Origin of the sequence: Bradyrhizobium sp. STM 3562 (assembly GCF_045571435.1) — a bacterium.
Taxonomy (GTDB): Bacteria; Pseudomonadota; Alphaproteobacteria; order Rhizobiales; family Xanthobacteraceae; genus Bradyrhizobium.
Window position 1 is genome coordinate 5696855 of the sequence record NZ_CP120694.1, and the last position, 26920, is coordinate 5723774.

Annotated in this window: 15 protein-coding genes and 2 pseudogenes; 9 read left to right on the forward strand and 8 right to left on the reverse strand. The window is 59.0% G+C overall.

The genetic code is table 11. The features are described 5' to 3' along the window. The first annotated feature begins 1008 nt into the window (after positions 1-1008). Both P6U23_RS26565 and P6U23_RS26570 read left to right on the forward strand, forming a co-directional pair. Entirely contained in the window at positions 1009-2226 is a 1218-nt protein-coding gene (locus P6U23_RS26565) for a hypothetical protein (protein ID WP_407175448.1), read from the forward strand. A 335-nt stretch (positions 2227-2561) separates the two neighbouring features. Then, the gene (locus tag P6U23_RS26570; RefSeq protein WP_407181584.1) at positions 2562-3542 is read left to right on the forward strand and encodes a nucleotidyl transferase AbiEii/AbiGii toxin family protein; all 981 of its coding nucleotides are present in this window, start codon (positions 2562-2564) and stop codon (positions 3540-3542) included. Positions 3543-3961: 419 nt separating this feature from the next. On the opposite strand, the gene P6U23_RS26575 is transcribed toward P6U23_RS26570, so the two are convergent. Both P6U23_RS26575 and glmS read right to left on the reverse strand, forming a co-directional pair. Then, on the reverse strand, positions 3962-5248 hold the full coding sequence (locus P6U23_RS26575; RefSeq protein WP_407175449.1) for a glycoside hydrolase family 28 protein: 1287 nt from the start codon (positions 5246-5248) through the stop codon (positions 3962-3964). A gap of 173 nt (positions 5249-5421) precedes the next feature. Further along, positions 5422-7248 carry a glutamine--fructose-6-phosphate transaminase (isomerizing) gene (gene glmS, locus P6U23_RS26580; RefSeq protein WP_407175450.1) on the reverse strand — a complete coding sequence of 609 codons (1827 nt, stop codon included), beginning with the start codon at positions 7246-7248 and terminating at the stop codon, positions 5422-5424. A 1921-nt stretch (positions 7249-9169) separates the two neighbouring features. Between glmS and P6U23_RS26585 the strand changes: the two genes are divergently transcribed. Continuing rightward, complete coding sequence (locus P6U23_RS26585; RefSeq protein ID WP_407175451.1) at positions 9170-10273, forward strand: Fic family protein; 1104 nt, start codon at positions 9170-9172, stop codon at positions 10271-10273. 850 nt (positions 10274-11123) lie between these two features. Here P6U23_RS26585 and P6U23_RS26590 read toward each other — a convergent pair. The 3 genes from P6U23_RS26590 to P6U23_RS26600 form a co-directional block, all read right to left on the reverse strand. Beyond that, on the reverse strand, positions 11124-16673 hold the full coding sequence (locus P6U23_RS26590) for an AAA family ATPase (protein ID WP_407175452.1): 5550 nt from the start codon (positions 16671-16673) through the stop codon (positions 11124-11126). Positions 16674-16957: 284 nt separating this feature from the next. Next, the gene (locus P6U23_RS26595) at positions 16958-17866 is read right to left on the reverse strand and encodes a Ku protein (RefSeq protein WP_407175453.1); all 909 of its coding nucleotides are present in this window, start codon (positions 17864-17866) and stop codon (positions 16958-16960) included. A 436-nt stretch (positions 17867-18302) separates the two neighbouring features. Further along, the gene (locus tag P6U23_RS26600) at positions 18303-18566 is read right to left on the reverse strand and encodes a hypothetical protein (protein WP_407175454.1); all 264 of its coding nucleotides are present in this window, start codon (positions 18564-18566) and stop codon (positions 18303-18305) included. 398 nt (positions 18567-18964) lie between these two features. Between P6U23_RS26600 and P6U23_RS26605 the strand changes: the two genes are divergently transcribed. Next, complete coding sequence (locus P6U23_RS26605; RefSeq protein WP_407175455.1) at positions 18965-19117, forward strand: hypothetical protein; 153 nt, start codon at positions 18965-18967, stop codon at positions 19115-19117. A 508-nt stretch (positions 19118-19625) separates the two neighbouring features. Continuing rightward, a pseudogene (locus P6U23_RS26610) lies at positions 19626-19849 on the forward strand (PRC-barrel domain containing protein). A 290-nt stretch (positions 19850-20139) separates the two neighbouring features. Here P6U23_RS26610 and P6U23_RS26615 read toward each other — a convergent pair. The 3 genes and pseudogenes from P6U23_RS26615 to P6U23_RS26625 all read right to left on the reverse strand — a co-directional run bounded on the left by P6U23_RS26615 (position 20140) and on the right by P6U23_RS26625 (position 22679). Next, positions 20140-20865 (reverse strand): hypothetical protein, encoded by a 726-nt coding sequence (locus tag P6U23_RS26615; protein WP_407175456.1) that lies wholly within the window; start codon positions 20863-20865, stop codon positions 20140-20142. Positions 20866-21200: 335 nt separating this feature from the next. Further along, positions 21201-21467 carry a DUF3892 domain-containing protein gene (locus P6U23_RS26620; protein ID WP_407175457.1) on the reverse strand — a complete coding sequence of 89 codons (267 nt, stop codon included), beginning with the start codon at positions 21465-21467 and terminating at the stop codon, positions 21201-21203. A gap of 273 nt (positions 21468-21740) precedes the next feature. Continuing rightward, a pseudogene (locus P6U23_RS26625) lies at positions 21741-22679 on the reverse strand (IS1595 family transposase). Here P6U23_RS26625 and P6U23_RS26630 point away from each other — a divergent pair. The 4 genes from P6U23_RS26630 to P6U23_RS26645 all read left to right on the forward strand — a co-directional run bounded on the left by P6U23_RS26630 (position 22669) and on the right by P6U23_RS26645 (position 26529). Continuing rightward, entirely contained in the window at positions 22669-24024 is a 1356-nt protein-coding gene (locus P6U23_RS26630; protein WP_407175458.1) for a Fic family protein, read from the forward strand. The pseudogene P6U23_RS26625 and the gene P6U23_RS26630 sit on opposite strands and share 11 nt — an antisense overlap. 568 nt (positions 24025-24592) lie before the next feature. Next, entirely contained in the window at positions 24593-25738 is a 1146-nt protein-coding gene (locus tag P6U23_RS26635) for an IS630 family transposase (protein WP_407175459.1), read from the forward strand. 195 nt (positions 25739-25933) lie between these two features. After that, positions 25934-26314: a hypothetical protein gene (locus tag P6U23_RS26640; RefSeq protein WP_407175460.1), complete on the forward strand. Its 381-nt coding sequence runs from the start codon at positions 25934-25936 to the stop codon at positions 26312-26314. A gap of 53 nt (positions 26315-26367) precedes the next feature. Next, positions 26368-26529 (forward strand): Flp family type IVb pilin, encoded by a 162-nt coding sequence (locus P6U23_RS26645; protein WP_407175461.1) that lies wholly within the window; start codon positions 26368-26370, stop codon positions 26527-26529. The last annotated feature ends 391 nt before the right edge of the window (positions 26530-26920 follow it).

Genomic DNA, 26920 nt, shown 5'->3' on the forward strand with positions numbered 1-26920 from the left:
AAAGCTTGCCTGAGTAAGGTTGCTCAGGTGAAGTGTAGACGTGAGGCTGGGGTGAACCCGCACAATTTTGAGTCATTCAATGTAACAGGTCGGCCGCAGGTACAGTCCGTCTCGCAAGAGCCTCAAGCGAGCCACCCCGACCAAGGGGCCTTTGAGGAGCAATTGAACCAGGCCCGCCCAGCCGGTGCCGCGATGCCGGATCAGGGGCCGCCCGGTGGCCTCCATCCCAATGTGTCTAGCGACGGCCAGCAGTGCCCCAACGGGCTGGTGGGTGCGCTTGTCAGGAGCAACCTCCTGCCAGGCGAGGACGCCCTCATCAGCGATGGGCATGACACAGGTGAGTTGAGAGCAGCGAAGAGGCCGAGGACCCTAAACGATCCGCAAGGTGCTGCCATTGAGCACCAGCTGAGCGAGATGGCCAATTCAGGTGGAGGTGGTGGAGCAATGCCCGCAACCTCCGCGATACAGCCGGCTCAATCAACTGGGATTATTATAGGGGGGCATCACTGGGACGGACGGGCTGTTTATTCCGAGGATGCTTCCGATATCTTGAGGCTTGAGCAGGCCCTCATCAAAGGCGGGATGGCCGCCGGCGCGGCGAAGCCGCTGGTAAACGTCCTCCTTAGCTATAGCCGTTGGCTCTTCGCAAAACGCAGACCAAGCATAGTCGCTCGGATGGACAATATGTCCCTGAGCAATCCCGGTGACGTATACGAGTTCGTCGGAAAGGGTAATCCCAACAAGCTCCTTTCAGCATTAGACCGTCTCCGCACCTTTCGGTCGACAGGCGAAGTTATCGTACGCCCGAGGGGCAGTCGCGCCAGCAATCCTCACCCCCCGAAGGTGGCCCGTATCCATTCCGAAAGCGCGGCACTGATGGGACCGAGGCGCCTCGACAACGCCGTTGCGCAGCACAGGCCGTGCTCGGCGCCGCAGCCGGCTCAGTCGACGGCGATTGTGAGAGAGCACGACATTCGGCCTCTTTCTTCCGAGGATGCTCCCGTTGTCGTGGGGCTTGAGGAGGCGCTCATCAAGGCCGGGGCTAGTCGCCTCGACATCGCCGCCGCGCAGCTTAGCGCGTCCTCGGCGCTGCAGCCGGCTCAATCAAGCGGGGTCGTGACGGGGTCGGACATGCGGCCTCTTTATTCTGAGGATGCTCGCGACATCTCGGCGCTCAAGGAGGCCTTCATCAAGGCTGGGATGGAAAGAGACTCCGTCTATCAATATGTAACTCCTCTTCGTAGCTTTAGCCGTTGGCTCTTCGCAAAAAAAAAACCGAGCATTGTTGCTCGGCTCAACAGTGGGTCGCTAAACGGTGACGTGTGCGGGTTCATCGGAAAGGGTAATCCCGACGGACTCCTTAGGGCAATAGACCATTTCCGGACCTTCCGGTCGACAGGCATGACCGCCCTCCCTCGCCCCAAGCGCAATGCTCGCCAACCGAACATGGCCCCTGCCGAAAGCGCGGTACTGATGGAACCGAGGTTCATCGGCGACGCCACTGCGCAGCACAGGCCGTCGCACGAAGCTAGCAGTCGGCGAGAGGAGCTTCAGGAAGGGCAGGAGGATCAACCCGCCCCGTCGGCTTTCGTCCAAGGGCACGTCGCGTTCGATCCAGAGCAGATTCATCAGTGGGAGCTTCGGCAAGTGCTGGATCATCTGAATCATCAACCCATGCCTTCGCCAGCCACCATCCCTTCAGAGGAGCTTCAGCGGGTGGAAAGGGACTTGCAGAACGAGCTTCAGCGACGACAGGACCATCACCCTGCCCCGTCGTTCTCGGTCGATCCAGAAACACTTAGTTTCGACCTAGAGCAGTTCTCTCCAGGGGAGCTTCGCCGATTGCTTGATGATCAATCCATACCGTCGCCAGTCTCCCTCGATCCAGAGGACTCGGCTCTAGATTTAGGGCAGTCTCATCAGAACGAGGTTTGGCGAGTACTGAATGACGAACCCGCGCCGTTCGGAGTGACGTCTAACTCAGGCCCGCCAGATCAGTCGGCTTACGAGCCGGGTCCGTTGCCGGATTTATCGATGTACCTCCCCTTAGGCTTCCAGCACGGCCCCCAATGGGCGTCGGAAGACTTCATGCAAGCAATGAGCTTGCACAAGCTGCTGCCGAGCGCTTCTCAGCCGGAGACAAGTTTTCCTCTCAAGGGCGTGAACTACACCGCCACCTTAGGGCCGCCAGGCCATGAGGATCAGGTTTTTCTGCGCCCAACATGAACAGCGGATCGCCGTACGGCAAAAAGGATATAACTGAAAGCGGCGCTCAATCAGCCGCCGCCTCCCTTCCACGTTGGCTTGCTTGAAGATGTTTCGTCGCAGAGGAATGACCATCGCCCGGCGCGCGGGATCAGGGTCTCTCATCCACGATCGGGTCTTAGCATTGGCCGAAGACCAGAGTCGTCCGCGGCGCCACGGCGCTCGTCAGCTCCGCCTGCATAAAGGATGGAAGTTGGCTCTCGAAGTGGGCGCGACGACCGGCCGGCCGGGGTGTCGCCGACACGATCATCGAAAAGGACTTCTGGGTTTGCTGGACCTTAAGGCGCCTGTTCGGTCTGCCCAAAGGGGCGACGGCGCCCCTCGTCTTCAAGGGCGGCACATCGCTCACCAAGGCGTTTGGGACCATTCGTCGCTTCTCCGAGGACATCGACCTCTCGTTTGATCGCGCTGAACTCGGCTATACCGGCGACCGCGATCCCGAGAAGGAGGGGATTAGCCGGAAACAGGCGGCCCGATTGATCGACGACCTGGTCGGCGATGTCGAGCGTCACATAGTCGAGAAACTTCTCCCGGCGCTCCGCGCCGCGATCGTCGAACAGCTCGGCGAGCCGGCCAACGGAGAGTGGACGCTGGAGATCGATGCCGGCGACGCGCAGACGATCAATTTCCATTACCCGCCGGCGCTGCCCGCCACCGAATATGAGAGCATGGCCTACATCACGCCGCGCGTGAAGCTCGAACTCGGCGCGCGCGGCGACGTTATCGTCGATCTGCATGAGCGCGGCGCCTTGCGCTCGCTGCTCGAGACCGATCCAAACGTGCTGAACACCGCGATCGCGCTCGGCGAGGAATGGCTGGGCGCCGGCAGCGCCATCCTCAAATGTCTGCGCCTCGGCGTCGCCCTCCACCATGGCGCGCTGCCGACCGCCTACCGCAAGGAGGTCGAGCGTCTGCTCCGCGAGAACGTCCTCAAGGTCACCATCTCCTCGCCGACCCTGGCCCAAGGCCTCAATTTGTCGGCCACGGCCGTCGTCATGTATTCACTTCACCGCCGGCGAGCGGATCGAGATCAGCGAGTTCGAGAACGTCATCGGCCGCGCCGGACGCGCGTTGTCGACGTCGAGGGCATCGTCCTCTTTCCAATGTTCGACGACATCCCCAAGAAGCGACGGAATTGGGAAGCGCTCATCACCGATCTTGGCGCGCGCGAGATGGAAAGCGGTCTCGTGCGTTTGGTCGCGGTGTTGCTGACGCGGATGCGCGCGCGCAGCCACGCGTGCTCTCGACGGATGGCTCGCCGCTCGGCACCGTGCTAGCCGCGCTCAACCCCAGTAGAGCTGGACTCTTGCGCGCCCAGGTGGCTCAAGACCTCGGCCGGATCGACATCACCTACCTGGGGCCGGCAGACATATCCGGGCATAACGCGCTACAATTTGCCCGCTGATCGCGCCCGCACCGCCTTCTCGATATTGTCGACGAAGAGCTTGATCAAATCGGCAGTGTCCTGAACGAACATCTTGGTGAAGACCTCGCGCCATGACTCGGTAACGTATCATGGATCAATTGCTCCATGATATGACATGGAGCGTTTGCTCCATATCCTAAAAGTGAGAATGCGGGCGCACGCTGAAATAGTTGAAGCCGGGAAACGGCCGTCCCGTCTGCACGCCGACGGCAGCAGAGCGGCGCCGGCCGTGATACGAGGCGCGCTGAACTTACACCCCTGTGGAGAATATCAATGGAACGATTTTGCACATCGGGTGGATGCCTGAGAAGCAGGCGTCCAAGTAGCCCCTTCTAGGGGTGGCGATATGCCGGATCGTCCAGTAGTCAGATCGACGTTTTCCACCTGCCAGCTCGCCGTAGCGGCAAATCGTACGTCGTCCAACATGACCCCGAGGACGTGCTGTTGGTCCAGCCCGCGCATCACCAACGCACCGTCGCCGCCGTAGACATGACGTAGAACGATCTGCCGATAGATCGGAACACTGTCGCCGCGAGCATGCGGGTCGTAGCGCGTGTCAAACGTGATCGGCGATCGGACGCCGCGCATGCATATATCTTCATACGTGACCTGTTCAACGAGGCCGCCTCGACTAACGTCGCTCTTGATACGCAAACCAGACGTCGTGCCGTCCAGGGTCAAGCCACGCACCAATATGTCGCTGACGCCGGAGCTGAGCTCGCTGCCGATCGACATGCCGTGGCCCCACCCAAAGTAGTTATCGATGATCGAGATATGCCGGCTCGGACCATTGCTTCCGGCTTTAATCGCGACGTTATCATCACCGGTGCGAATGATGCTATGGGTGATCGTCACATCCTCACTGGCGCCTGGATCGATACCATCCGTGTTGCGGGCGTCGCCCGGTGTGTCGATGGTGATGCCCCAAAAAGTGGCTCCTTGAACACGGTTCATGGCCACATTGAAATTCGGGGAATTGCGCAAGGTGATACCGTGGAAGGTGATCTCCTGTGCATGATCAATCTGTATTAGGCGGGGGACATTCTGGTAGCCGCCCTCGGTTTGTGCGCGCCGCGCCAGCTGCCACCAGCTTTCAGAGCTCCCAACCATGAGCGCCCCGCCCTGACCATCGATCCTGCCCTGGCCATAGATGCCGCCCCCCCGTGTCTTGGAAAAGCTGATGAAGGGGCGGCAGCCGTCGCCTTTGCCTGCGATGCGACCGCAAGTTCCGGAGCCCTTGTCGTAGGCATTGGGCTCGGCGACGGCAAAAAGTGTAGCATCCCGCTCAATCCAGAGCGTTACGCCGGATTTCATCTCAAGGGGACCTGACAGGAACGAGCCGCCGGTCAAGTAGACCGCTGCGCCAGGGGGGCACTGAACAATGGCGGTTTGCAGCCTGCCAGTATCGTCCTTGCCGGAGGGCACCAGGCGGGCGCAAACACCGTTGGGGCGAACAGGTTCTGCCACAGTGCGACGGTCTTTCGCCTGAGCTGCCGCGCAAAACCCTATCGCGGCAAACAGGAACAGGAGGGTCCAGCAGCGCAAACGATCTGACAAGATTACCTCATGGGTGTTACTGAGCCGCGTAGGCGCAATTGACGAGCAACTCCGACCCGCATGATCTCCAATGCTCGTATAGCGAATGAAAACGTCGGCTCGGGCCGGATCTTGAACGCGAGCGCCACCAGCCTCAATGGATCGAGCATTTGTGAGCGCTTCCGTGTGTTTCCCTATTCGACGGTCACCGATTTCGCAAGATTACGCGGCTGATCGACGTCGGTGCCCATCATGACCGCGGTATGGTAGGCCAAGAGCTGCACCGGAATGGCATAGACCACGGGCGTAAAGGTCGCCGCCATGTCCGGCATGACGATGGTGACGCGCGAATCCACGGTCGCCTCGGAGGCGCCCTTGGCGTCGGTCATCAGGATGATGTTGCCGCCGCGGGCGGCAACTTCCTGCATGTTCGAGACGGTTTTCTCAAAAACGCGGTCATGCGGCGCGATCACCACGACCGGCATGGTCTCGTCGATCAGCGCAATTGGCCCGTGCTTGAGCTCACCTGCGGCATAAGCTTCGGCATGGATATAGCTGATTTCCTTCAGCTTCAGCGCGCCCTCCAGGGCCAGCGGGAACGACGTGCCGCGGCCGAGATAGAGCACGTCGCGCGATTTGGCGATATCGCGCGCCAGCTTTTCGATCTGCGGCTCGGTCGCCAGCGCCGCGGCGATAAGCCGCGGGATTTCGATCAGGCCGCGCACGAGCTTGGTCTCGTCCTCTCCCGACAATTCGCCGCGCGCCGTTCCGGCCGCCACCGCAAGCGCGGCAAGCACCATGAGTTGGCAGGTGAAGGCCTTGGTCGAAGCGACGCCGATTTCCGGACCCGCCAGCGTCGGCAGCACAGTTTCGCTCTCGCGCGCGATCGTCGAGGTCGGCACGTTGACCACCGAGACCGTGTGCAGCCCCTGCGCCTTGGCGTAGCGCAGCGCGGCCAGCGTATCGGCGGTCTCGCCCGACTGCGAAATGAAGATCGCAAGATCCCCCTTGCGCAAGGGTGCCTCGCGGTAGCGGAACTCGGAAGCGACATCGATTTCGACCGGCACGCGCGCCAGCCGCTCGAACCAGTATTTGGCGACGTAGCCGGCATAGCTCGCGGTGCCGCAGGCCGTGATCGAGATGCGGCCAACGTCGTTGAAGTCGAACGGCAGCTTGAGCGGCAGCGCGACGCGCTCGGCGGCGATATCGACATAACGGGCCAGCGTATGTCCGACCACTTCCGGCTGCTCGTGGATCTCCTTGGCCATGAAGTGACGATAATTCGCCTTGTCGACCAGGAACGACGACGCGCCCGACTTGAGCGTTTCCCGGTGGGCGACGGCGCCTTTCGAATCATAGATGACGCCCGTGTTGCGGGTCAGCACGGCCCAGTCGCCGTCTTCGAGGTAGGTGATGCTGTCGGTGAAGGGCGCGAGCGCGATCGCATCCGACCCCAGATACATTTCGCCCTCGCCATGCCCGATCGCGAGCGGCGAGCCCTTGCGCGCGCCGATCATGAGATCGTCATGGCCTTTGAACAGGAACGCCAGCGCAAACGCGCCGCGCAGACGCGGCAGCGACGCTTTCACCGCGTCCTGGGGCGAATAGCCCTTGCGCAGATAGGATTCGACGAGATGCGCGACGACCTCGGTGTCGGTCTCGGAGGAGAACGCGGCGCCGTTCTGCTCCAGTTCGGTGCGCAGCTCGCGAAAATTCTCGATGATGCCATTGTGCACGACCGCAACATTGTCGGTCGCATGTGGATGGGCGTTGCTCTCGGTCGGCTTGCCATGGGTGGCCCAGCGGGTATGGCCGATACCGGTATGGCCCGCCAGCGGCTCGGCGCGCAGCCGCTTCTCCAGATTCTTCAGCTTGCCCTCGGCGCGGCGGCGCTCGAGATGGTCACCTTCCAGCGTCGCGACGCCGGCGGAATCATAGCCGCGATATTCGAGCCGCTTGAGTGAATCGACCAGCAGCTCGGCGACCGGTGCGCGCCCCAAAATACCCATAATCCCGCACATTCGGCTCAATGTCCTCCGGTTTCAAAACAGCCAGCCTTAAAGCGCCAAGTCGTAGCGAGATTCACTGATCCATGAGAGTTCAACAGCACTCGCCGTTTCTGCAATCATCTCACCGAGCCCAGAGCCGCTCTGGCTAGCGCAAGCCCAAACGCCGCAGGAAGCAGCAGCAAGTGACCTGACTGCTTGGAGGTGAGCCGAGCATTCGGGGCCGCCCTGATGACCCCGTGTGAGCGCGAGCTATCGGAGAAACAGGCTCAGCCTGCGGTAAGGGAAGATCGCCATCGTAGCTGCAATAGGGCTGCTGAGTGGGATATCTCTCGCAAATAGCCAGCCTCCAGCGGTCGATCACATTCAATGCAGGTCAACGCATCACATCAGGTCCTGCGATTAACGACCACGAACTTCATCATTGTCGGTCAGTTCGCCATTCGTCTCGCGCGAGCGTCATCTTTCAGCAGCTGTGTCTTAGAGTTGGCTCACCACGGCGGCATCTCGCCTTGCAGCTTCATCAGTAGCGAAGCCAAGATGAGCCGTCGGATCACCGCTACTTCGTCCCGACACGTCACAATCTTCGACTCTATCTCCCGTCTCGTCAGCCCGCGCGCTTAATATCGTCTAATGATAGCTCGAACAGCCGCTGGGCGCGAACGAATTCATCCTGCCCATAAGTTTACAACGCGCCACGTAGATTGCTCTACGCAATTCACTCTCCCACATCGAGAAACTTGGGAGAACTATACAAACGTTTGCAAAATTCGCCATTTCGCTCTCGTGGCCTGTCATCGGGCAGCGTCGACCCGATCTACCCGGGCGGCGGCTGCGCCCTATTCAGCCAACAAGTCAGGGAATTTCGGAGCTCTGATAATTGCCATTCCGATTGTTTGCAGCTTCGCGAGTGATTGAGGTTATCGGGAATCTCTCGTTGTCGGAATGGCGGCGCGGTGGTTCGGCGACGGGGAAATCGTGCCCTCCGCTCGATGCTCGCCGCGCGACGCTTGCGAAATGCCGAGGGTCTCCGTCTGCGAGCTGCAAGCTCAGGAACACGAGGGTTCGCATTCGGTAAGCAGATGCAGGAAACAGCATGATAAGGCGCGACATGGTTTCTGGTACGACGGGGGCGCCGCGGACGTAACGCTGAGTTTCGGAGGAAATCGTCGAAAAAGGCCACATCTATTTCGCCTGCCGACCGCGGATCGAGAAGGCGTGACGGACATGCAACGCCTTTTCATGGTGATGAAGCCGGATGGACAGGCCAACTTCGTGTGGCGGTATTGGGACGCAAGCGGCTGCCCGAGGCACGCGACCGCGAACGCATCTGGGGTTTCATCGAGGCGGTCGAGTCCGGTCGCGCCGTCGCACCATCAACGACGAACTGTGTCGCAAAGGCAGCAACAAACCCAATAACCTGGCGATCACTATATGGCCGCTGCGCCCCCAATGTGAACTGAGACCAAAAATAGCCAAGTAGCTCTTGAGGAGGCTGGGCCAAAATCAGATCCCGGATTTAAGCAGCCAGTTGCCGCATGTCGTAGCGGCTTCTGCCAACTCTGCCTGCCGGCCTTCGCCAGTTGCCGCTAGCGCATTCCCAACAGCCATCTGCGCGTTGTCATCAGGTCGCGACTTTTCATCAGCGCTTGAAAATCCTCTTGATCTATCTCAGCGCCTTGACGGCGCGAGGCCAATTCAACCTAAGGCTGTCCAAATCGCACGTAATCTACTACGCGTGGAATAAAATTGATCCACATGCAGTGCTGGCAAGCCGTTGGATCACGTGGGAACAGCCCGCAGGAATGATCCCCCGCAAGTATCTGATATGATTGCCGTTGCCCGCGATTGCGATAATATTCTCCGCATTTCATACCGAGAATATTCCCCTCTTTGCGGCGAATAGACGCTATATTCTCCGCAAAGGATACGGAGAATGACCTATATCCACGAACTGAAGGATTGGCCCCATTTCAGATGGGATACGGCGAAGATTGCCCAAAGGCTGGCGGCTGTTCGCAACCGGCAGGGGCGCCTTACCGGTCGCATGGAAGAACTGGGCTTCAAACTAAAGACCGAAGCCAACCTCGAAGCGCTTACCGAAGAAGTGACGAAGTCGAGCGAGATCGAGGGTGAAGTTCTCAGCCGCAACCAGGTTCGTTCGTCACTCGCACGCCGCTTGGGTCTCGATATCGGCGCTCTTACGCCAGCTGAGCGCAATGTCGAAGGCATCGTCGAAATGACGGTCGACGCAACGGGCAAGTACAACTCCCCCCTCACCTCCGAACGTCTGTTTAGCTGGCATGCTGCCCTGTTTCCTACCGGTCGTAGCGGCATGACCAAAATCACCGTAGGAGCCTGGCGCACCGAAGAATCAGGACCTATGCAGGTCGTGTCCGGCGCGACAGGACGTGAGCGCGTTCATTACGAAGCACCCAAAGCGGCTCTGCTGCCCAATGAGATGAAATCTTTCATCGGCTGGTTCAACGGCACGCAGGACATCGATCCGGTGCTGAAGGCGGCCATTGCCCATTTGTGGTTTGTAACCATCCATCCTTTTGAGGATGGCAACGGCCGCATCGCGCGTGCGATTGCCGATATGGCGCTAGCGCGTTCCGAAAACAGCCCACAACGATTCTATAGCATGTCGGCTCAAATCAGGCAGGAGCACAACGCCTACTACGATATCTTGGAAGCGACGCAGAAGGGCGATCTTGAGATCACTGAGTGGGTCACTTGGTTTCTCGATTGTCTTGACCGCGCTTTTGACCGTGCCGATACAATCCTGGCATCCGTACTCAAGAAAGCCCGCTTTTGGAAGAAGCACGCGGATCAGAAATTGAACGAGCGTCAGAAAGCAATGATCGAACGTCTGTTCGAGGGTTTTGAAGGCAAGCTTAGCTCATCGAAGTGGGCCAAACTTACGAAGACCTCGCAAGACACCGCTCTGCGCGACATCGAAGATCTGGTTGCGAAGGGGATACTCGCGAAGGACGCGGCCGGCGGTCGCAGCACGAGCTATTCGTTAGTTGAGGCCTAGCAGAACACTAGGGGGCACTGGGCTGAGCCGAGAGCGGTTGGCGTCAGACTTGCCGAGTTCTCGCTGGTTCGTGGATCGCCAGCAATTCGCCGAAATGCCAAGCTGCGAATGCTGATCCCGAGGGTGTTCCCACCCCTCGGGGAGAGCCAGGTCGTGGTCACCCTAAAAGATGAGCGCGCCCAGCCGCTATACAACCATGTGCGCCGGGCCCAACCGCAGAAAGTCAGCAGGCGCCCAAACGCATTCCTTCCAGCGGTAGCATCAAGGCATCATCCCGAAAACAGCGCGTCGCTTGGGCGACCCTTTGTTCACAGCCAAGCTCACCTTCACTGCGGAGCGCTTTACGCGGTTGGTTGAGCGCCCTGTCGAATCCTTGACAGAAGTTCTAAGCAACTGGACGACGTATCGCGTGCAGCGTCGTCTTCTTGAATTCGCAGACCGGGGCGCCGTCAGACGCAATGCAGTGCGAAGCATCCCACTGAATTGGTTCGAGCTGCCGCAAGATGAGCTTGGGTTCATTCGGCAGATCTGTCGACTTGGTCTGGGCCAACCGCTTTCGCGTTGATCCATGATGGCGCGCCGTGGCGCAGCCGGGCACGGCAACTCGACGAACCTGGCGCAACGCGCTCAGTGGACGCGACTCTCTTCAAGCGAGTTCAACGCTCGTGTGGCGGCGCTCCAATTCCAATGAATTATTGATCGCTGCAAGGCGACACGGCTCTTCGAGAGGCTACAACCTGACGCAACGTGAGATGCAAGGCGTTTTTGATGCCGTCGCACGATCGCATTTCAGACGATCGCGAGCGTCACGTCCGATGCATCTGATTGCGCCTGCCGATCTTGTCCAGGTTCAATCGAAAGGGTCTGTTTCTATTGGCAACGTGAATGTAAAGACGGCGCCACGCGGCTCATTTGCGCTCGCCCACATCTCACCTCCGTGAGCCTCGATGATCGAGCGGCAGATGGCTAGCCCCATGCCCATTCCATCGGGTTTGGTCGTGTAGAACGCCTCGAACAGGTGGTCCATACTTTTTCGATCAAGCCCGGGTCCGGTATCGCGCAAGCTGACTAGAACGCCGCCTTCTCCATTTGTATCCGTGCTGATCCGCAGCTCCCGCCAGCCGTCGTCCATTCCGCGCATTGCCTCGACGGCATTGATGATCAGATTAAGGATCACTTGTTGGAGTTGCACTCGATCCGCTCGAATGAGCGGCAAGCGTTCGGCCAATTGGGTTTGCACCGAGACACTGCTCTTCACGACTTCCGCACGGGTCAGGGCTAGGACTTCAAGCACCAACTCGTTGATCGCCAATGCCTCCTTTTGTGGATCCGCCTTCTTAATAAGCCCGCGGATCCGCCCGATGACGTCGCCCGCTCGCTGTCCATCGCTAATGATCCACTCGAACGTTTGTCGGATTTCCTCCAGATTTGGGGGTTCTGCATCAAGCCAGTTTAGCCCCGCCTCCGCGTTGCTGATAACTGCGGCGATCGGTTGGTTGACTTCATGTGCGATCGAAGCCGTCAGCTGGCCCATTGTGGTAACGCGATTGGCGTGTGCAAGTTCAATCAGAGTCTCGCGATAGCGCCGCTCGCTTTCACGGGCCTCAGCTTCTGCGCGCCTACGCTCGCTCAAGTCGAGCACGAAGCTAACACCTTGGTCCTGCCGCTCGTCGAAGGCGGCCGAGCCGATTAGCACGGGCACTCGGCTGCCATCCTTGCGGACGTACTCCTTCTCGAAAGGTTGAACAGCTCCAGTCATTTGGATTTCCGCCTGCGCTCGCGCCGTGCGTTCACGCCATTCCGGCGGCGTAAGGTTCGTCCAGCGCAGTCGGCCGGCGAGGAGATCGGCTCGGCTGTACCCGACCATCTTGAGGAAGGCATGATTTGCCTCAACAATCTCGCCCTTCGCGCCGAAGATGAAGATTCCGACGATGTTAGCATCTACTAGACGTCGTATCTTCGCCTCGCGTTCCTGGACTTCCCGGTATAAACGACCGTTCTCCAGGGCGATTGCCGCTTGCGAGGCAAGCATTTTCAGCACCGAAATGCGGCTCAGGGCGAATATGCCGGGAGCTAAATTGTTCTCGAGGTAGAGGATGCCGACGAGCTTTCCCTGGGTAATGAGAGGCAGGCACAGAATGGAACGTGCCCGATGGCCGCGTACATATGGATCATCGGCAAATGAAGGCTGGGCAGAGGCATCTTCGAGAATAACGTTCTCGCGCAAGCGCATGACATAATGGAGCACCGCCTCCGGAAGCGCCGCTGCGGTTACGGGCTGCTCGTCCATCTGCACCAGGATTGCTTTTCCCGAGATCGTAGCCTCCGCTTCTATAGCGGGCCGTCCGTTCCGCAGCACAATCAGCAGACCCCGCTCGGCACCAGCCTGCTCAATTGCGGTGCGCATTAGGGTGTCGATCAGCTTTTCAAGAACGATCTCGCCAGAGATCGCTTGCGACACTTTGATCACCGTCGCAAGGTCGAGATGCTCGACGGGCGCTCCGATCCTCGTTACAGTCAGGGCACGTGCCGCTCCTTCCTCGCTGAGATCCGGATAAGTGTCGTCGAGCTGCCGTACCTTGCCATCCGCTCCCCATCGCAGATAGCTAGAGCGCGCATCGCGCAGGTAGACGAAGGCGATCTTCTCAAAACCACTTGCAGCGTAAAAGCGTGCCGCCAGCTCGCAGGCGATCGCCTCGTGATGAGGAAAGTCATTGGCCGCCGCGGTCCGGATCGAGTGTTCGTAGAGGCGCATCGCCTCTGCGTCACGATGTTCGAGGCGCGCCATTTCAGCGCCGACCAAAGCGGCGCGGTGCTCAAAGTTTTGAGGACAATGCTCCGCCCATTCCTGCAACTGCTTGCGATAGGCTCTTACGACGTTTTGATGTCGTTGCCGTTCCTCCGCCGTGACACTGTCGCAAAGGCAAGAGCGAGACAGCGCACCGTAAAAGTAGAATTCCGCGGTCGCCTGTTCTGTCGGGATGGTCCACAGCCGCGGCTCCGCCTTCAGGCAGGCCTCGATCGCGTCGGCATAATCACCGGCAAGAAAGCGCGCCTGGAGTTTGCGGATCCAATAGCTGACCTGACCGGAAGCCAGCTCAGGCTGGCGCTCGAACGAACGCTCGGCCTCGAGCTCATCGAACTCTTCATCATCAAAGGACCCAAGTGAGCGCGTCAGGCCGCGCATGCTGCGAACGAATCCGAGCTGAGCAGCTACCATCTCGGCTGCGAAGCGAAATTTCATATTCCGAATTGCCTTGAGATTTTTTTCCAGCTCGCTTTGCAGCTCTTTGAGAGGATCTCCCGTATTCATCATGCTCCCAGTTAGATGGATCAGGCTGTAGGCCTCATAAATCGGATCACCGATATGGACGGCAGCGTTGAAAGCTCGTCGTATCAGATCGCGACCCGCCCGCACGTGCTTGGTCCATGGTATGACGTTAGATCCGACAGCCAGATAGACTGGAGCCTGAAAACGGGTTAGCCCACGACTGTCCACCAGATCGCAGGCGAGCCGGCCAAACCTGTACGCTGCCTGGTAATCACCGAAGCGGCCGCCTAGGACTCTGCCAAGCCAAGCGTAATGCGCGCACGAGGCGTCGCAGTTGCCGTGTTCGAGGCTGATATTGACGGCTCGACATATGACGAGAGCCGATAGATTAGGATCTGTAAACACGGCTGGAGGCAGGATCCGTGTCAAGACCGCCAAGGTGGCAAGCCATCGTTGATCCGTCATTAAGTGCAATTCAGCAAGATCTTCGATCTTCCGGGCCCCCAACTGGGACCAGATCCGCTGATATTCGGCCTGGGCATCCTCTTCCTTTGGATGGAGCGGCCAGTCAATTCCGACGTCGCGGAGATAGTCGAGGCCAACCGCCACTGCGCGCGCGGTCTGGCCAAGCGTTAAGTACAAATCAACGCGCAGGCACGCGATCGCTGCTTGCTCGACCGCGTTCAGAGCACGCCTGGACAGGGCGGACAGGCGTTCCTCCGCAACGTTCAGCTCGCCCGTCAGGAATTCGCATTCGGCCCGGTTCAACTCCAGTGCCAAGGTGAGCTCGTTCTGGCTCTGCCACGAATCTTCCGGAAGCAAGATCGTGCCGGTAACCAGATATTTGAGCGCCGAGCTATAGGCCGCCGACGCCTTCGCACTCTGGCCGGCGATCAGGTTCAGCTCAGCCAGCTGGACCCGCTCCTCACGGGAGGTGATTAGGGCGCGACCCCGGTTGAGTTGATTGACGATATCGAAGATCGCCTGCTGACGCCTTTCCGCAGGGGTATGTGCGGCCAGTATCCGACCGATACGCAGATGCGTCGGAGCACGCAACTCTTCCGAAACCAACGAGTACGCGGCCTCTTGAACCCGGTCGTGAATGAAGCTGTAGGACTCGCCTTGTCGCGTAATCAGCTCCTGTCGGACTGCGGGCCAGAGCATCGTGTGCATCTGCTCCTGCGAAGTCCCGAGCACGATTGAAAGAGCCGTTCCTTCGGCTATGTTCCCGAAACAGGCCAGCTGTTGCAGGGCGCTCTGAGTCCCCGCCGGAAGGCGAGTGAGTTTCCCGAGCATCAGGTCCACCACATTGTCGGTGTACCCTTTTGCGAGAATGCGATCGAGATCCCAGGACCACCTTCCCGCGTTGTGATCGAACGCCAGCAGTTTCTCCTCTGCCAATTCAGAAATGAATTGGAGGGCGAAGAACGGGTTGCCAGCCGTCTTTCGATGTACCAGCTGCGCGAGCGCCGCAACCGAGTCGGCCTCGCAGCGAAGCGCATCAGCGATCAACTGGGTGACGTGCTCTGACGTAAGCGGCGCCAGTGTGATGGCTTCTATTTCTCTGCGCGCCTTTCTGAGGGAGTCGAGTTTTCGTTGGAGCGGATGGGCTTCTTCTACCTCGCTGCTTCTGTACGCACCAATGAGCAGCAGGTGCAGATCGGACCGGCTCAGGAGGCTCTCAAGCAGGTCGAGCGTTGCCGCGTCACACCACTGCAAATCGTCGAGGAACAGGACCAACGGATGCTGCGGCCGGGCGAATATGGCAACGAAGCGGGAGAACACCAATTGGAAACGCATTTGCGCTTGCTGAGGCGGAAGCTCGGGAACGGCAGGTTGCTCGTCGATGATCAGCTTCAGCTCGGGGATCAAGTCCACCATAAGGCGTGCGTTCGGACCGAGCGCCTCCAAGAGTGCCCTGCGCCATATTGCCAGCTCGGCATCGCTCTTGCCAAGAAGAGGTCGGACAACGCTTTGAAACGCCTGGACCAGGGTTGAATACGGAACGTCGCGCTTGAACTGGTCAAATTTTCCCGCCCCGAACAGCCCGCGCGAGGGCACGAGCACTTTGCGCAACTCTTGCACAAGTGAGGACTTGCCGATGCCTGCGTAGCCAGCCACAAGCACCAGGCTCGGCGCGCCGCTCTTCACGACGCCATCGAAAGACACGAGTAAGGCCTTGATCTCGCAGTCTCTGCCGTAGAGCTTCTCGGGGATCAGCAGTAGGTCTGGTGTGTCGTGTTCGCCCGGCTCAAACGGGTCGATACGCCCGTTGGTCTCCCATTCTATGAGACAGCGGCGCAGGTCCTGCACAGCGCCAGCCGCTGTCTGGTAGCGCTCCTCGGCGGTCTTGGCGAGCAACTTCATCACGATCTGAGAGACCGGCTTCGGGACGCTCTGCAACTTTTCAATGGGCGGTATTGGCTTTCTTGCGACATGGCAGTGTATCCACTCCATAGGATCTGAAGCGGTGAACGGGAGTGAGCCGGTGAGCATCTCGTAAAGCGTGACGCCAAGTGAGTAGAGGTCAGTGCGGCGATCGATTGACCGGTTCATACGTCCGGTCTGTTCGGGCGCCATGTAGGGAAGTGAACCAGCGACGAACTCGGGCGCCTCACCGGTCTGCCTTTCGCGGGGAAGCCGCGAAGCAAGACCAAAACCGGTAAAGCGCACCTGCCCGTCGGGGCAATCCACCAGAATGTGAGTGGGCTTTAGGTCCTTGTGCACCAACCCCCACCCATGGACCTTAGCTAGGCTCGCGGTGATAGCGACTCCGAGACGCAGGAACTCCTGAAGCTCAATCGGTGCGCCTATTAGCTTCACGAGCGGCTTGCCGCCCGGGTCCTCCAAGATCAGGTTGGTCCGGCCTGCTTGGCGGACTAGTTCCTTGGGGCGTGCCGCCCAATTGGCGTCTAGCTCAACCCCGAGCTTATATTCATGGGCGAGGCGATCGAGCGTGGCGCGGGCCGGATGTTCCGAGGCCGGTCGCACGATGAGCACGCGCTGCGGGCTATCGTCAACCTTATGCCACGAGCGGCAGAAGACGCAATCACCGTCCTCCCACGAAAGGTCGAAGTCCTGATCTCCCTTTAGGGGTAAGACAGTTGGGTTGAGAGGATCCTGAGACATTCGACCGCCCGACCGTCAGACCAAATCCTGGCAGAAATCTGCCGCATATTGGGCGAAATAACAATTTCTACGCGGGTCACGTCAAGGCTACGGATGCTGGCCGACGTTCGCAACACTCGCTCGGGCCGCCCCGCCGCCGCCTACCCCCGCGAGGACCGCGATCGACTGGAGCATTGGCCGCGCGACCGCGCCCCGAGAGCCCGATGAAGAGGATGACGATGAAGAGGAAGATTGTGAAAAAAGATGACGACGAACCGCCGGTCGTACGCGAGCCGGACGAATAATTAGGCCAACTTGCGCTGCGGCTTCGCCGCCGCCTTCTTCGCTGCGGCTTCCTTCGGCTTCTTGCCTTGGATCGGCAGCAGCATCTCCTTCTGACCCGTCGCCTTCTTCGCTTTCTTCGGCGCCTTGGTCGCCCCGGCCTGGCCAAGGCTCGCGCGCAGCGCGTCCATCAAGTTGACGACATTGCCGGCGGCGGGCCGCTCCTTCTTCGCGATCGGCTGGCCGGCGCGCTTCTTGTTGATGAGGTCGATGAGCGCGGTCTCGTAGTGGTCCTCGAACTTCTCGGGCTCGAAGTGGGCAGTCTTCTGGTTGACGATGTGCCTTGCGAGGTCGAGCATGTCCTTCGTCAGCTTCACATCCTGGATGTCGTCGAAATACTCCTGCTCGCTGCGCACCTCGTACGGATAGCGCAGCAACGTGCCGACTAGGCCCTTGTCGAGCGGCTCGAGCGCGATGATGTGCTCGCGGGTGGTCAGCACGACGCGTCCGATGGCCACCATGTTCATGCCGCGGATCGTTTCGCGAATGACGGCGAAGGCGTCGTGGCCGACCTTGCCGTCGGGGCGCAGGTAGTAGGGGCGGATCAGGTAGCGCGGGTCGATCTCGTCGCGCTTGACGAACTCGTCGATCTCGATCGTGCGGGTGGATTCGAGGGCGATGTTCTCGAGCTCGTCCTTGGTCACCTCCAGGTAGGTGTCCTTGTCGACCTCGAAGCCCTTGACGATGTCCTCGTTCTCGACCTCCTCGCCCGTCTCGGCATCGACGCGTTTGTATCGGATGCGATGGCCCGTGTTCTTGTTGATCTGGTTGAACGAGATCTTCTCGGCGTCGGACGTGGCCGGATAGAGCGCCACCGGACAGGTGACGAGCGAGAGACGCAGAAAACCCTTCCAGTTGGCGCGTGGGGCCATACGCAAATTCCGGACTGTGAATGGCTTCAAGACGAATATGTATTCATCGTTCCGTCATTCAGCCCGCGCTGCCGTCGATTAATCGTTAACGGCCCACCAAAGGATACCGCGATCGGAGCTGGTCCAGGCTTCACGTTCGCAGCTCGTTCCGGATCAGATCGCGGTGAGTGACATGGGTCGCCAGCAACGTCCGGTAGGTCGTCAGCGCTCGGATGACCGGCCCGCTCCAGGCAGTCGATGATCTCGCTCTGCCGAGCGACATATCTTTCACCGACGGCCACATCCCGTTCGGCCTCGGCGAGGTGAGAGCACCACCTCGGGGTCCATGCGGGCGCATGGCTACGCCGAACTGGGCCGCTCACAACGGCAAAGTGCGGTTGGCCCGTCATGTCTTGACTCTCATGGAACAAAAAGAGAACATAGGACCATGTCCGCGCTACCCGAAAGGTCTTCCGCCGATCTGCAAGCTGCGGCCGACCGGCCTATTGCGGCCTGCAGCGGCGCCCGGGAGGCGGTCAAGGCGTTGATCCTTCAATATCTCCCTGTGCGGTATAAAGGCGACCGTTGCCGGGCCAATTGCGCAAAGCGCGTGATCCATTCTTTCGATGAAGAGCCCCTGCGCGTCGGGTAGATCGGCGGACATATGCAAGGACAGATATTGTCGGCGTCCTTCCTGCAGAAGGTGATAGCGAGCTACCATCCCGGTCACAACCAGAGCTGCGTGCTCGGGGTAATCGCCTTAACGAATGAAATCCTCGTCCGGCGCCAGCTCCCTGGTGGTCATAGGAAAATTGCCGATTTCCGCGACATCCTCTGCGGGAAGGCGCGAGTGCTCCTTTAGGTTGCGTACGAGTACCTGATGGGCGTTGTCCAAAGTGCCCAGCCGAATTATTTCGGTTCCGCATCATATGATGCGTGGGCCTGACCTCGCATGGCTAAACTCGCCCCTGCTGTGAAAGTTGCAAATGGGAATTGGGACTGGCCGCGCAAAATGATACGACCGATGTCAGATGGAACGCGATCCGTGAAGTACACCGCTGGTCGGTTACTGAACGGATGAAGCAGACACGAACATCGTCCGTTGCGGAGCTTCGGCGAATGCAGCTTTCCGTGAAAGAACAAGACGCGCGCACCGCCGAAAGGGCCCGCAAGCTGGTAGACAAGGCAGTCGCAGCCTTGTTCAACCCGGCGCCTGACACGTTTCTCGGCCGCAAGACGCAAGAGCTGTTCCCGAAAGAGAACGACGAATAAACTCGTTTGACGTTACCGCAGGGCTGCAGAGACCGGCAGCTCAATAGTGAAGTTCAGTTGGCAGGCACGCTCGGTTTTCCGAGGCAGACGCCATATAGGCGTAGCTAAGTTGCCCCAGTGCCATGACCCAAAACAAATCAGGCGTTAGGTTGCAGGATACGAATGTGCACTTGGATAAGCTCGTTGAGCTTGCCTGTGAATGTTCCTCCATCGCGAGCCACGCAACCGAGAAAATGAAACGGGACCTATTCGCAAGCCTTGCGCAGCACTATCACGTTCTCGCTGACCAAGTTGAGGCGGCTATCGAGGCGAGCAAGGCGAGTAAGCAGAGTGGCGAAAGCGTGCCGCAAAGAGCAGCTGAGAGGCCCTCCCGCTCGCCGATGCGCCCGGCACGAGATGGACGGCAAAACGCGCATGCGAGTGATCCACATATCGAAAACGTTGCGGCGTCCAGGCATGGCGCGCTCGACAGCGCCCCCTGTTTTAAGTCCTCGAAACGGAGCGACACATGCCCGGAGCTAAAATGAGAGCGGCTACGATCCTTGCCGAGCTTCATAAAGCCGAAGCCGAGCTTGTTGGCAAGGCCGTTGTCCTGACCAACGGCAACGCTGGAACGGTGAACAAGTTTGGCTCGACGACTTGCACGGCTTGCGCATTTCGATCCGAGGTCACGAGGGCAAATGGCCTGTATCGACGATCAAGTTGGCGCAGGCGGACCTCATCGGGCACTGAGATGCTGGCCTTTTGGACGTGGGGCGCGCTTAGCGAACCTGTTCCGTTTCAGGCTCGCACGTCTCACCGGCACCAGCATGTTCCGAAATCAAAGGCCGTTCTGCAGCCTGGCGCGTGATCGATCCCGGCGCAGAGCCCTGCCGGCTCGCGCGCGACATCACTCGTACCCTCGCCGCACATCGTGCACATGGCCCATCGCAAGCCTCTCCGTCCGCATCCACGTCCAGGAGCGACACGGATTACTGCAAGCAAGAAAACGCAACGATTGAAGTAGCGAACTCACGCACGATTCATTGAGGCTGCCGTTGCTCAGCCATTCGAACCCGCTTCTCCTCGCGCGCCTTATCAAGAGCCTGTTGTCCGAGTGTCGGTGTCGGGGCGCCCCCTTGGGCTGCCCGTGCACGCGCTATGTGATGCGCTTTCACTTCTCCGTCTAACCACGGGGGCACATGTTCGTGTGGAGGACTATGCAGAGGGGGTGGCGTTGGTATTGTCGGCTTTGGAAAGGGATTCTGTGTTTGATTTCCGGTCTTCACGTGGATTTCGCCAGTGATGAAAGTTAGCTTCTCCATTGTCGAGTTGAAATATTCAACCTGCTGATTCAGTAGCTCCAGGTCCAAGAACTTCCAATACATAAAAAACTGGCGGTCTCTGGCCGTTTCTTCGAGATCAACGAACCACAGGCCGTCGCTCGCGACATGATCGCCCCAATTGCAGTGCGCATATTGGTTGCGTATTTTGAGGCAGTGCCAAACCATCGGCACAACGGCTTCCTGCTCTGCTGTCAAGCCGAGCAGCGCGGCGGCTGGTTGCATAAGCCGAAAGGCGGTTTCAATCCGTGTTGACGTTGTTCTGATCGCGTACAAGGTGTTCACGACAGGATCGACCAGCTTGTGCGCCCATCCGGTGTTAAAACAGAGAGTAACCTCTATTTCTCCGAATGACGCCAGCATGTGGCCGATCAGCCCAGCCTCTACTGGATGCCGCTGGAACGCCGGATTGATATAGAAAGCCATGGCGAAAGAGCCTCAAAGCAAAGAACTTGAATTGCATCCCGACGCATGGACGCGCTTTGAGCGCCGTTGATACGCTTGTGAAGTCACCACCGCAGCACCGGGTAGCGAAGAAGAGCAAGACCAAACGACGGAAGGCGAAGAAGAAGCCCGGCAAACGCCGGACTTCTCAATGATGGAGAGAGGCATTGCTACTCATTGAACACGAACTTAAACGTATCCAGTCGCGCTTACCTCGGAGGAGCGCCCTGAGCGGTACGATGAACTTTCTGCTGCGCAGCAGGCGTTGGTCTGGGCTATGGAGCCGAAAATTTTTAAGGCTCCATACAAGATGCTCATTACCGGCACTCAGGAAGGCTCAAGAGATTGTCTGGTAAAAACCTGTCGTTCTGGGTCTTTAGATATTCCCGACCATCATGCTTCGCGATCTTAACCCACACTGACTTACCCTGCTCGACCACCCAATAGTAGTTTGCGTCTCGTTTCACATTCGCAATCGCCGCATCTTCGGAATCGTAAAAACCATCCCCGCCAACGGCTTGAATGCGCCGATGACGATCCTGATGGTTCGGTAGTTTAGTAATGCACTTGATCTGACGAGCCATTTACGGCCCCCTTCTGTGTTGCGGGGCCGCTATTGACTGCTGACGAATCCGGACTCATTGTCCGGCAATTGGTATCGCCAATGCCCGCTAGCAGCCCCTAAAGCTGTTGGTGCGGGTTCGGAGGGCCGCCCCGTCACGGGCGGCCTTCTCTCCGAATCGGGTTCCAGTATAACCGGATTCGCTTTTAGGTAGCGAATGTTCCGGATTTGTGCCGGATTTCCACAACCTTAGCGGATCTTTGACCTCCAAGCCAAAAAACGCCTCGCGGGTTTCTTAATTCGGCGTGGCGTCTTTTTTGCTGTTAGGCGGTCGATAAGCAAGACGCTTGCCGACGATGCCTTTAGCCGCGAGTTCGGCGCAAGCGTAGTCATCAACGCCAAGAGCAGAACGGTTGGAATAGCGGAAATCAAACTCGGCCAGATAGCGGTGCAAGTGCTTCTCGCCGCAATGCTGATAGACGCCCTTCGTGCCGCGCTTGAAGATCGACTAGTAGCCTTCAACAGTGTTGTCGAGATCACGCGATCGCCGTCATAGCGAATGTATTCGTCCTTGGAGTGGTTGACGGTTTGGTGGTTCAGACCCTCATTTTCGGCAATGTACTTGTAGGTGCCCATCTCATCGGTCATCATCTGAGCTTCGCGGCTCAGGTTGGCTTGGAGGATAGACTGCAAGTCCATGGCGCGAACGCCGTCAATGTGGAAGCTACGGGCAGAGCCGCCACGTTCAACCAGCGTCACGACGATGTTCTTATGAGCCAGCCGCCCTTGCGCTTCTTCTGGCCCTCCAAGCATCCGATATAGGTCTCGTCCACTTCTACGGTCTTGCCGCCGCTACCCAGAAAAGGGGCCATTAGGCCGCCAGTGCGCGAAGCCTCACGCAAGCGGCGCATCATCAACCACGTCGATTTGTAGCTGATGCCAAGCATGCGGTGCATCTGATGGGCCGAAATGCCTTCTTGGACGCGGTGAGCAGGAACAGAGCCGCCAGCCACTTGGACAGCGGGATTTTGGAGCGCTCAAAGACGGTCCCGACCGTTGCCGTGAACTGCTCACGGCATTCGGCACACTGATATAGGCCCCGACGGTGCGCCTTGCCCTCAAGCTTTTTGAGCTTGGCAGCGTCGGCATTGCCGCAATGAGGGCAAGTCGGGCCATTCGGCCAAACCCGAGCCTCAAGCTACTCGCGGGCTTTGGTTTCATCTGTGAAGAACATTGATGGAAGCTGCGGAGCGGAATCCCACCTTAATGTGCGCAAATCGCGTCTTATTGTGGCATTTCTTTCGGAAAAGCTAATTATGAATAGGATATCTGGCCACCAGCTTTGGTTTTTCATGAGGCGCGGCGATCTCAGCCACACAATCCGGGAAACCCTGAAGCGGCTTCCGCCCCCATACGATTCCCATTACGGGATCGTCCCCCCACCCCCACCCGAAGGCGGGATATCCGTTCCCGGAGCGACGAAAGCCCTGGATGCAGCCCAAGCCGCGTTCGGAAAGGTCGATGCCATCGCCGCCCAGATAAAGGATCCCTACATCGTCAGCCGGATCCTGACCAGACGCGAGGCCGTCAGTTCCTCCTCAATCGAAGGGACCCAGAGCACTCTCGACGAACTGCTTTCCGTCGAGGAGACGGGGGATGACGATGCCAGGCACGAAGCGCGCCAGGTGCGCAACTATGCCGTCGCGCTGGACGAGTTCATTCCGGTGGCTGCCAAAGACGGGTACGGCGTCTTCGCCATGGACCTGATCAAGGATCTCCACCGGGCGGTGATGAAAGACGATCCGGATTACCAGGACGTTCCTGGCGAACTGCGCAGGCGCGTCGTGTGGATCGGCGGAAAAGGAGACATCGCCTACTCCAGCCTGAACCCTCCGCCTGCTGTCGACGTCCCCGACTGTCTCGCCCAGACCGTCGATTATCTCCGGAATGAGGGGATGCAGCAGGTGACTCAAGGCTTCATCACGCGCATGGCGGTTGCGCACACTCATGTCGAGGCAGTTCATCCTTTCCGTGACGGCAAGGGCCGTGTCGGTCGTCTCCTTCTTCCGCTCATGATGGCGGCCGAGAAGCACATTCCTTTGTACCTCTCGCCTTACATCGAGAGCAAAAAGGGTACGTACTATGATTCACTTAGGGATGCTCAGCAACGTCTCGATTGGCAGCCGATCGTCACCTTTATGGCCGACGCTGTCACCGGCACGGTCGACGAACTCTTTCGGACGCGCGAGGCGCTATCCAAGTTATGCGAACTCTGGGGGGAGCGCCGCAAGTTCCGCAAGGGATCGGCGGCCATGCGCGGTCTCGACGAACTTCACAATTATCCGGTCTTGACAGCTAAGCGGCTCGGCGAACTTCTCCAGATCAGCCCCCACAAGTCCATCAGGCCCTCGCCCAACTGGAAGAGGCCGGCATTCTGGAAGAGCGAACCGGGCACGCGCGCAACCGCGTGTACGCTGCTTCCGAAGCGCTCAGCATCATCAACCGCCCTTTCGGCGAAGAGCCTCTTCTTCCCGAACAAGCGGACCGACGAGATATCGGCGGGCTCCAAGGCGCGATGACCGGAGCTAAATTGGCGGGCCGGATGGTTGCGCCTGAGAACGTTGACGTATTTCGTAGGCCCGCTTGATCCAGCGTGGTCCCCTCCGCCGGTGTCGATTTTTCGCTTCCCTCCCGAAGTCCGCACTTGCGATGGACACGTCTGGCCGTCGATCGCGTCAACCTCACGAAGTGGGATTGTGACTTCCCGAGGTACTCATTACTGTTCCGGTTTTCGCCGCACTCCATGTCGCATTTTGTTGACGATAATGCGTGCAGCATGTTGTCGACGAGCGCCGTCGGCTCGATCGCATGGAAGTGGTGGTCGTCGTCGAGCTAGCCTAGCCTAGCCATGGAGCAAGGGCTGCGCTGGGTGGTGGACGTCGATATCTCGAAATACTTCGACACCATCAACCACACGCACCTGCGCCGATTCCTCGATCAGCGAGTCACGGACGGCGTCGTCCGGAGGATGATTGATAAATGGCTGAAGGCGCTAGTGTCCCGAGTCACAAGTTCGCAATCGTAGATTCGCCGTAGATTCGCGTCGCTGTGCCAGAGATGGCGGCTGCAACAGCGACGGAGGACCTGATGGCAGCCCAGCAACTAGCACCCCTGATATTGAGCGATGACGAGCGTGCCGAACTGCAGTCGCTGACGATGCGGCGGAAGACGGCGCAGGCGCTGGCTTTGAGAGCCCGGATCGTGCTGACCTGCGCGGAAGGCGGTCAGAACACGGAAGTGGCAGCCAAGCTGGGGCTGGACCGGCAGACCGTAGGCAAGTGGAGGCGGCGCTTTGTGGAGCGGCGCGTGGATGGGCTGCATGACGAGCCGCGCTCCGGAGCGCCGCGTACGATTGATGATGCCCGCATCGAAGCCGTGATCGTGCGGACGCTGGAGAACTGCCCCGAGAACGCCACCCATTGGAGTTCCCGCGGCATGGCGAAGGCCAGCGGCCTGTCGGTGTCGACGGTACAACGCATCTGGCGGGCCTTCGGGCTCCAGCCGCACCGGCTGGAGACGTTCAAGCTCTCGAGCGATCCGAACTTCGTGGCCAAGGTGCGCGACGTCGTGGGTCTTTACGTCTCGCCGCCAGAGCACGCTATCGTTCTGTGTGTGGATGAGAAGTCCCAAATCCAGGCACTGGACCGCAGCCAGCCGATGCTGCCGATGCGCCTCGGCCAGCCAGCCCGAAGGAGCCATGACTACAAAAGGCACGGCACCACATCGCTGTTCGCCGCCCTCGACATTGCGACCGGACGGGTCATCGGCAAGTGCTACGGACGCCATCGTGCCGCCGAGTTTCGCAAGTTCTTGGACGAGATCGAGGCCGCTGTGCCGCGCGACCTCGACGTCCATCTCCTCGTGGATAACTACGCCACGCACAAGACCCCGCTGATCCGGAAATGGCTCGCTAAAAGGCCGCGTTGGCATGTGCACCTCACCCCGACCAGTTCGTCATGGCTCAATCAGGTCGAGCGCTTCTTTGCGCTCCTTACCGACAAAAAGATCAGGCGCGGCGTCTATCGCAGCGTCGCCGCCCTCAGGGCCGACATCACTTCCTTCATCGACCGACACAACGCCAATCCCAAGCCGTTCCGGTGGACTAAATCCGCCGATCACATCCTTGCTTCCATCGAGCGCTTCTGCCGTTACAATACCCCGGCACAACAGGACGAGATGTTGCGAACTTCTGGTTCAGGACACTACAAACGGTCTTTCTCGCGAATAGGCTGAGATATCGTCGGAGATACGCAACCTCTTGCTTGCAGCGCTCCAGCTCGCGCCGTTCATCCGTTAGCATCTTCTGTTTGCCCTTGTAATTCACATAGACCCTTGTTTTGACGGATCGCGTGTAACCGAACTGATCTGTGCTCCGCACCCAAATATGGCAAGGGACCGGCAGTTTTGCGCTCGCAGATATTGTTCACAATGAACGAGCTCGCCGCTTCCCAGAACATCTCGCGTCCACTGCCGATTTGTACGTTGCGTACAGACGATCCTGTTATGAAGGATGAGGGCAGCGCATTGCAGCGGCAAGTTAGAGAACCATGGGCAGCACGAAATCCCGATTTCCCGATCGCGACGCAATCCCTCCAAGAGGTGGTCTTACGGCTTGGCGCAGTGTCACGGGAGCTGATCGTCTTTTCGGCTGAACAATTGATCTTGACTATTCAGCATATCGGCAACGTACTTCGCCGTTTTCAAGGACAGCCCTATGGCGGGCCTGTCGTCGAGAACGGCCACTGTCAGCGACTGAGTATCCCAGACCATCCAGCCCTTTGGTACTTTTCGAACCGAAAATCTCACTAGATCAAGCCGTTTGTTTTAGTTCGTTTTAGCAATTGTGCCGCATACATAGCCGCATGAAAATCATTCGCGCATTTTGGGTCGATGAAACCGGAGCCACCTCCATTGAGTATGGACTGATCGCCGCCGGTATTTCACTCGCGATCATCGCAATCGTAAGTGGGCTGGGCACCAAGATCAGCGGTAAGTTTACGTCCATCAACAGCTCGCTTAAATGAGAGCACAACCAAGTCGTCAATCCTCGGGCGCGCCTCAACTGGAATGGCGCAATGTCACAAACGGCAGGCAAGCTCGCCGCCAATACGTGCGAGCGAGCAGTATGCTACATTCAACAACCGCAGGGACCCAGAAGAAATGGCAAGCACCATGCTTACAGACCCGCGACGGATTCTTACGGAAGCCTGTGACACCACTCCGAGGTGAGGTCGTCTCCACCAGCAGGACAACCAGCGACTGCTCGCCGCTCCATGTTCTTCTGGAGGACGGGCAGAGGCTTCACCTCACCGTGACGATGGTAAGATGACCCTGGCCCAGTGTTGTGCCGCAGAACGAGCTGCATCGTCCGTCCGGCAGCTCCACAGCACAAGCAACTCATCTGCCCGTGCGTGA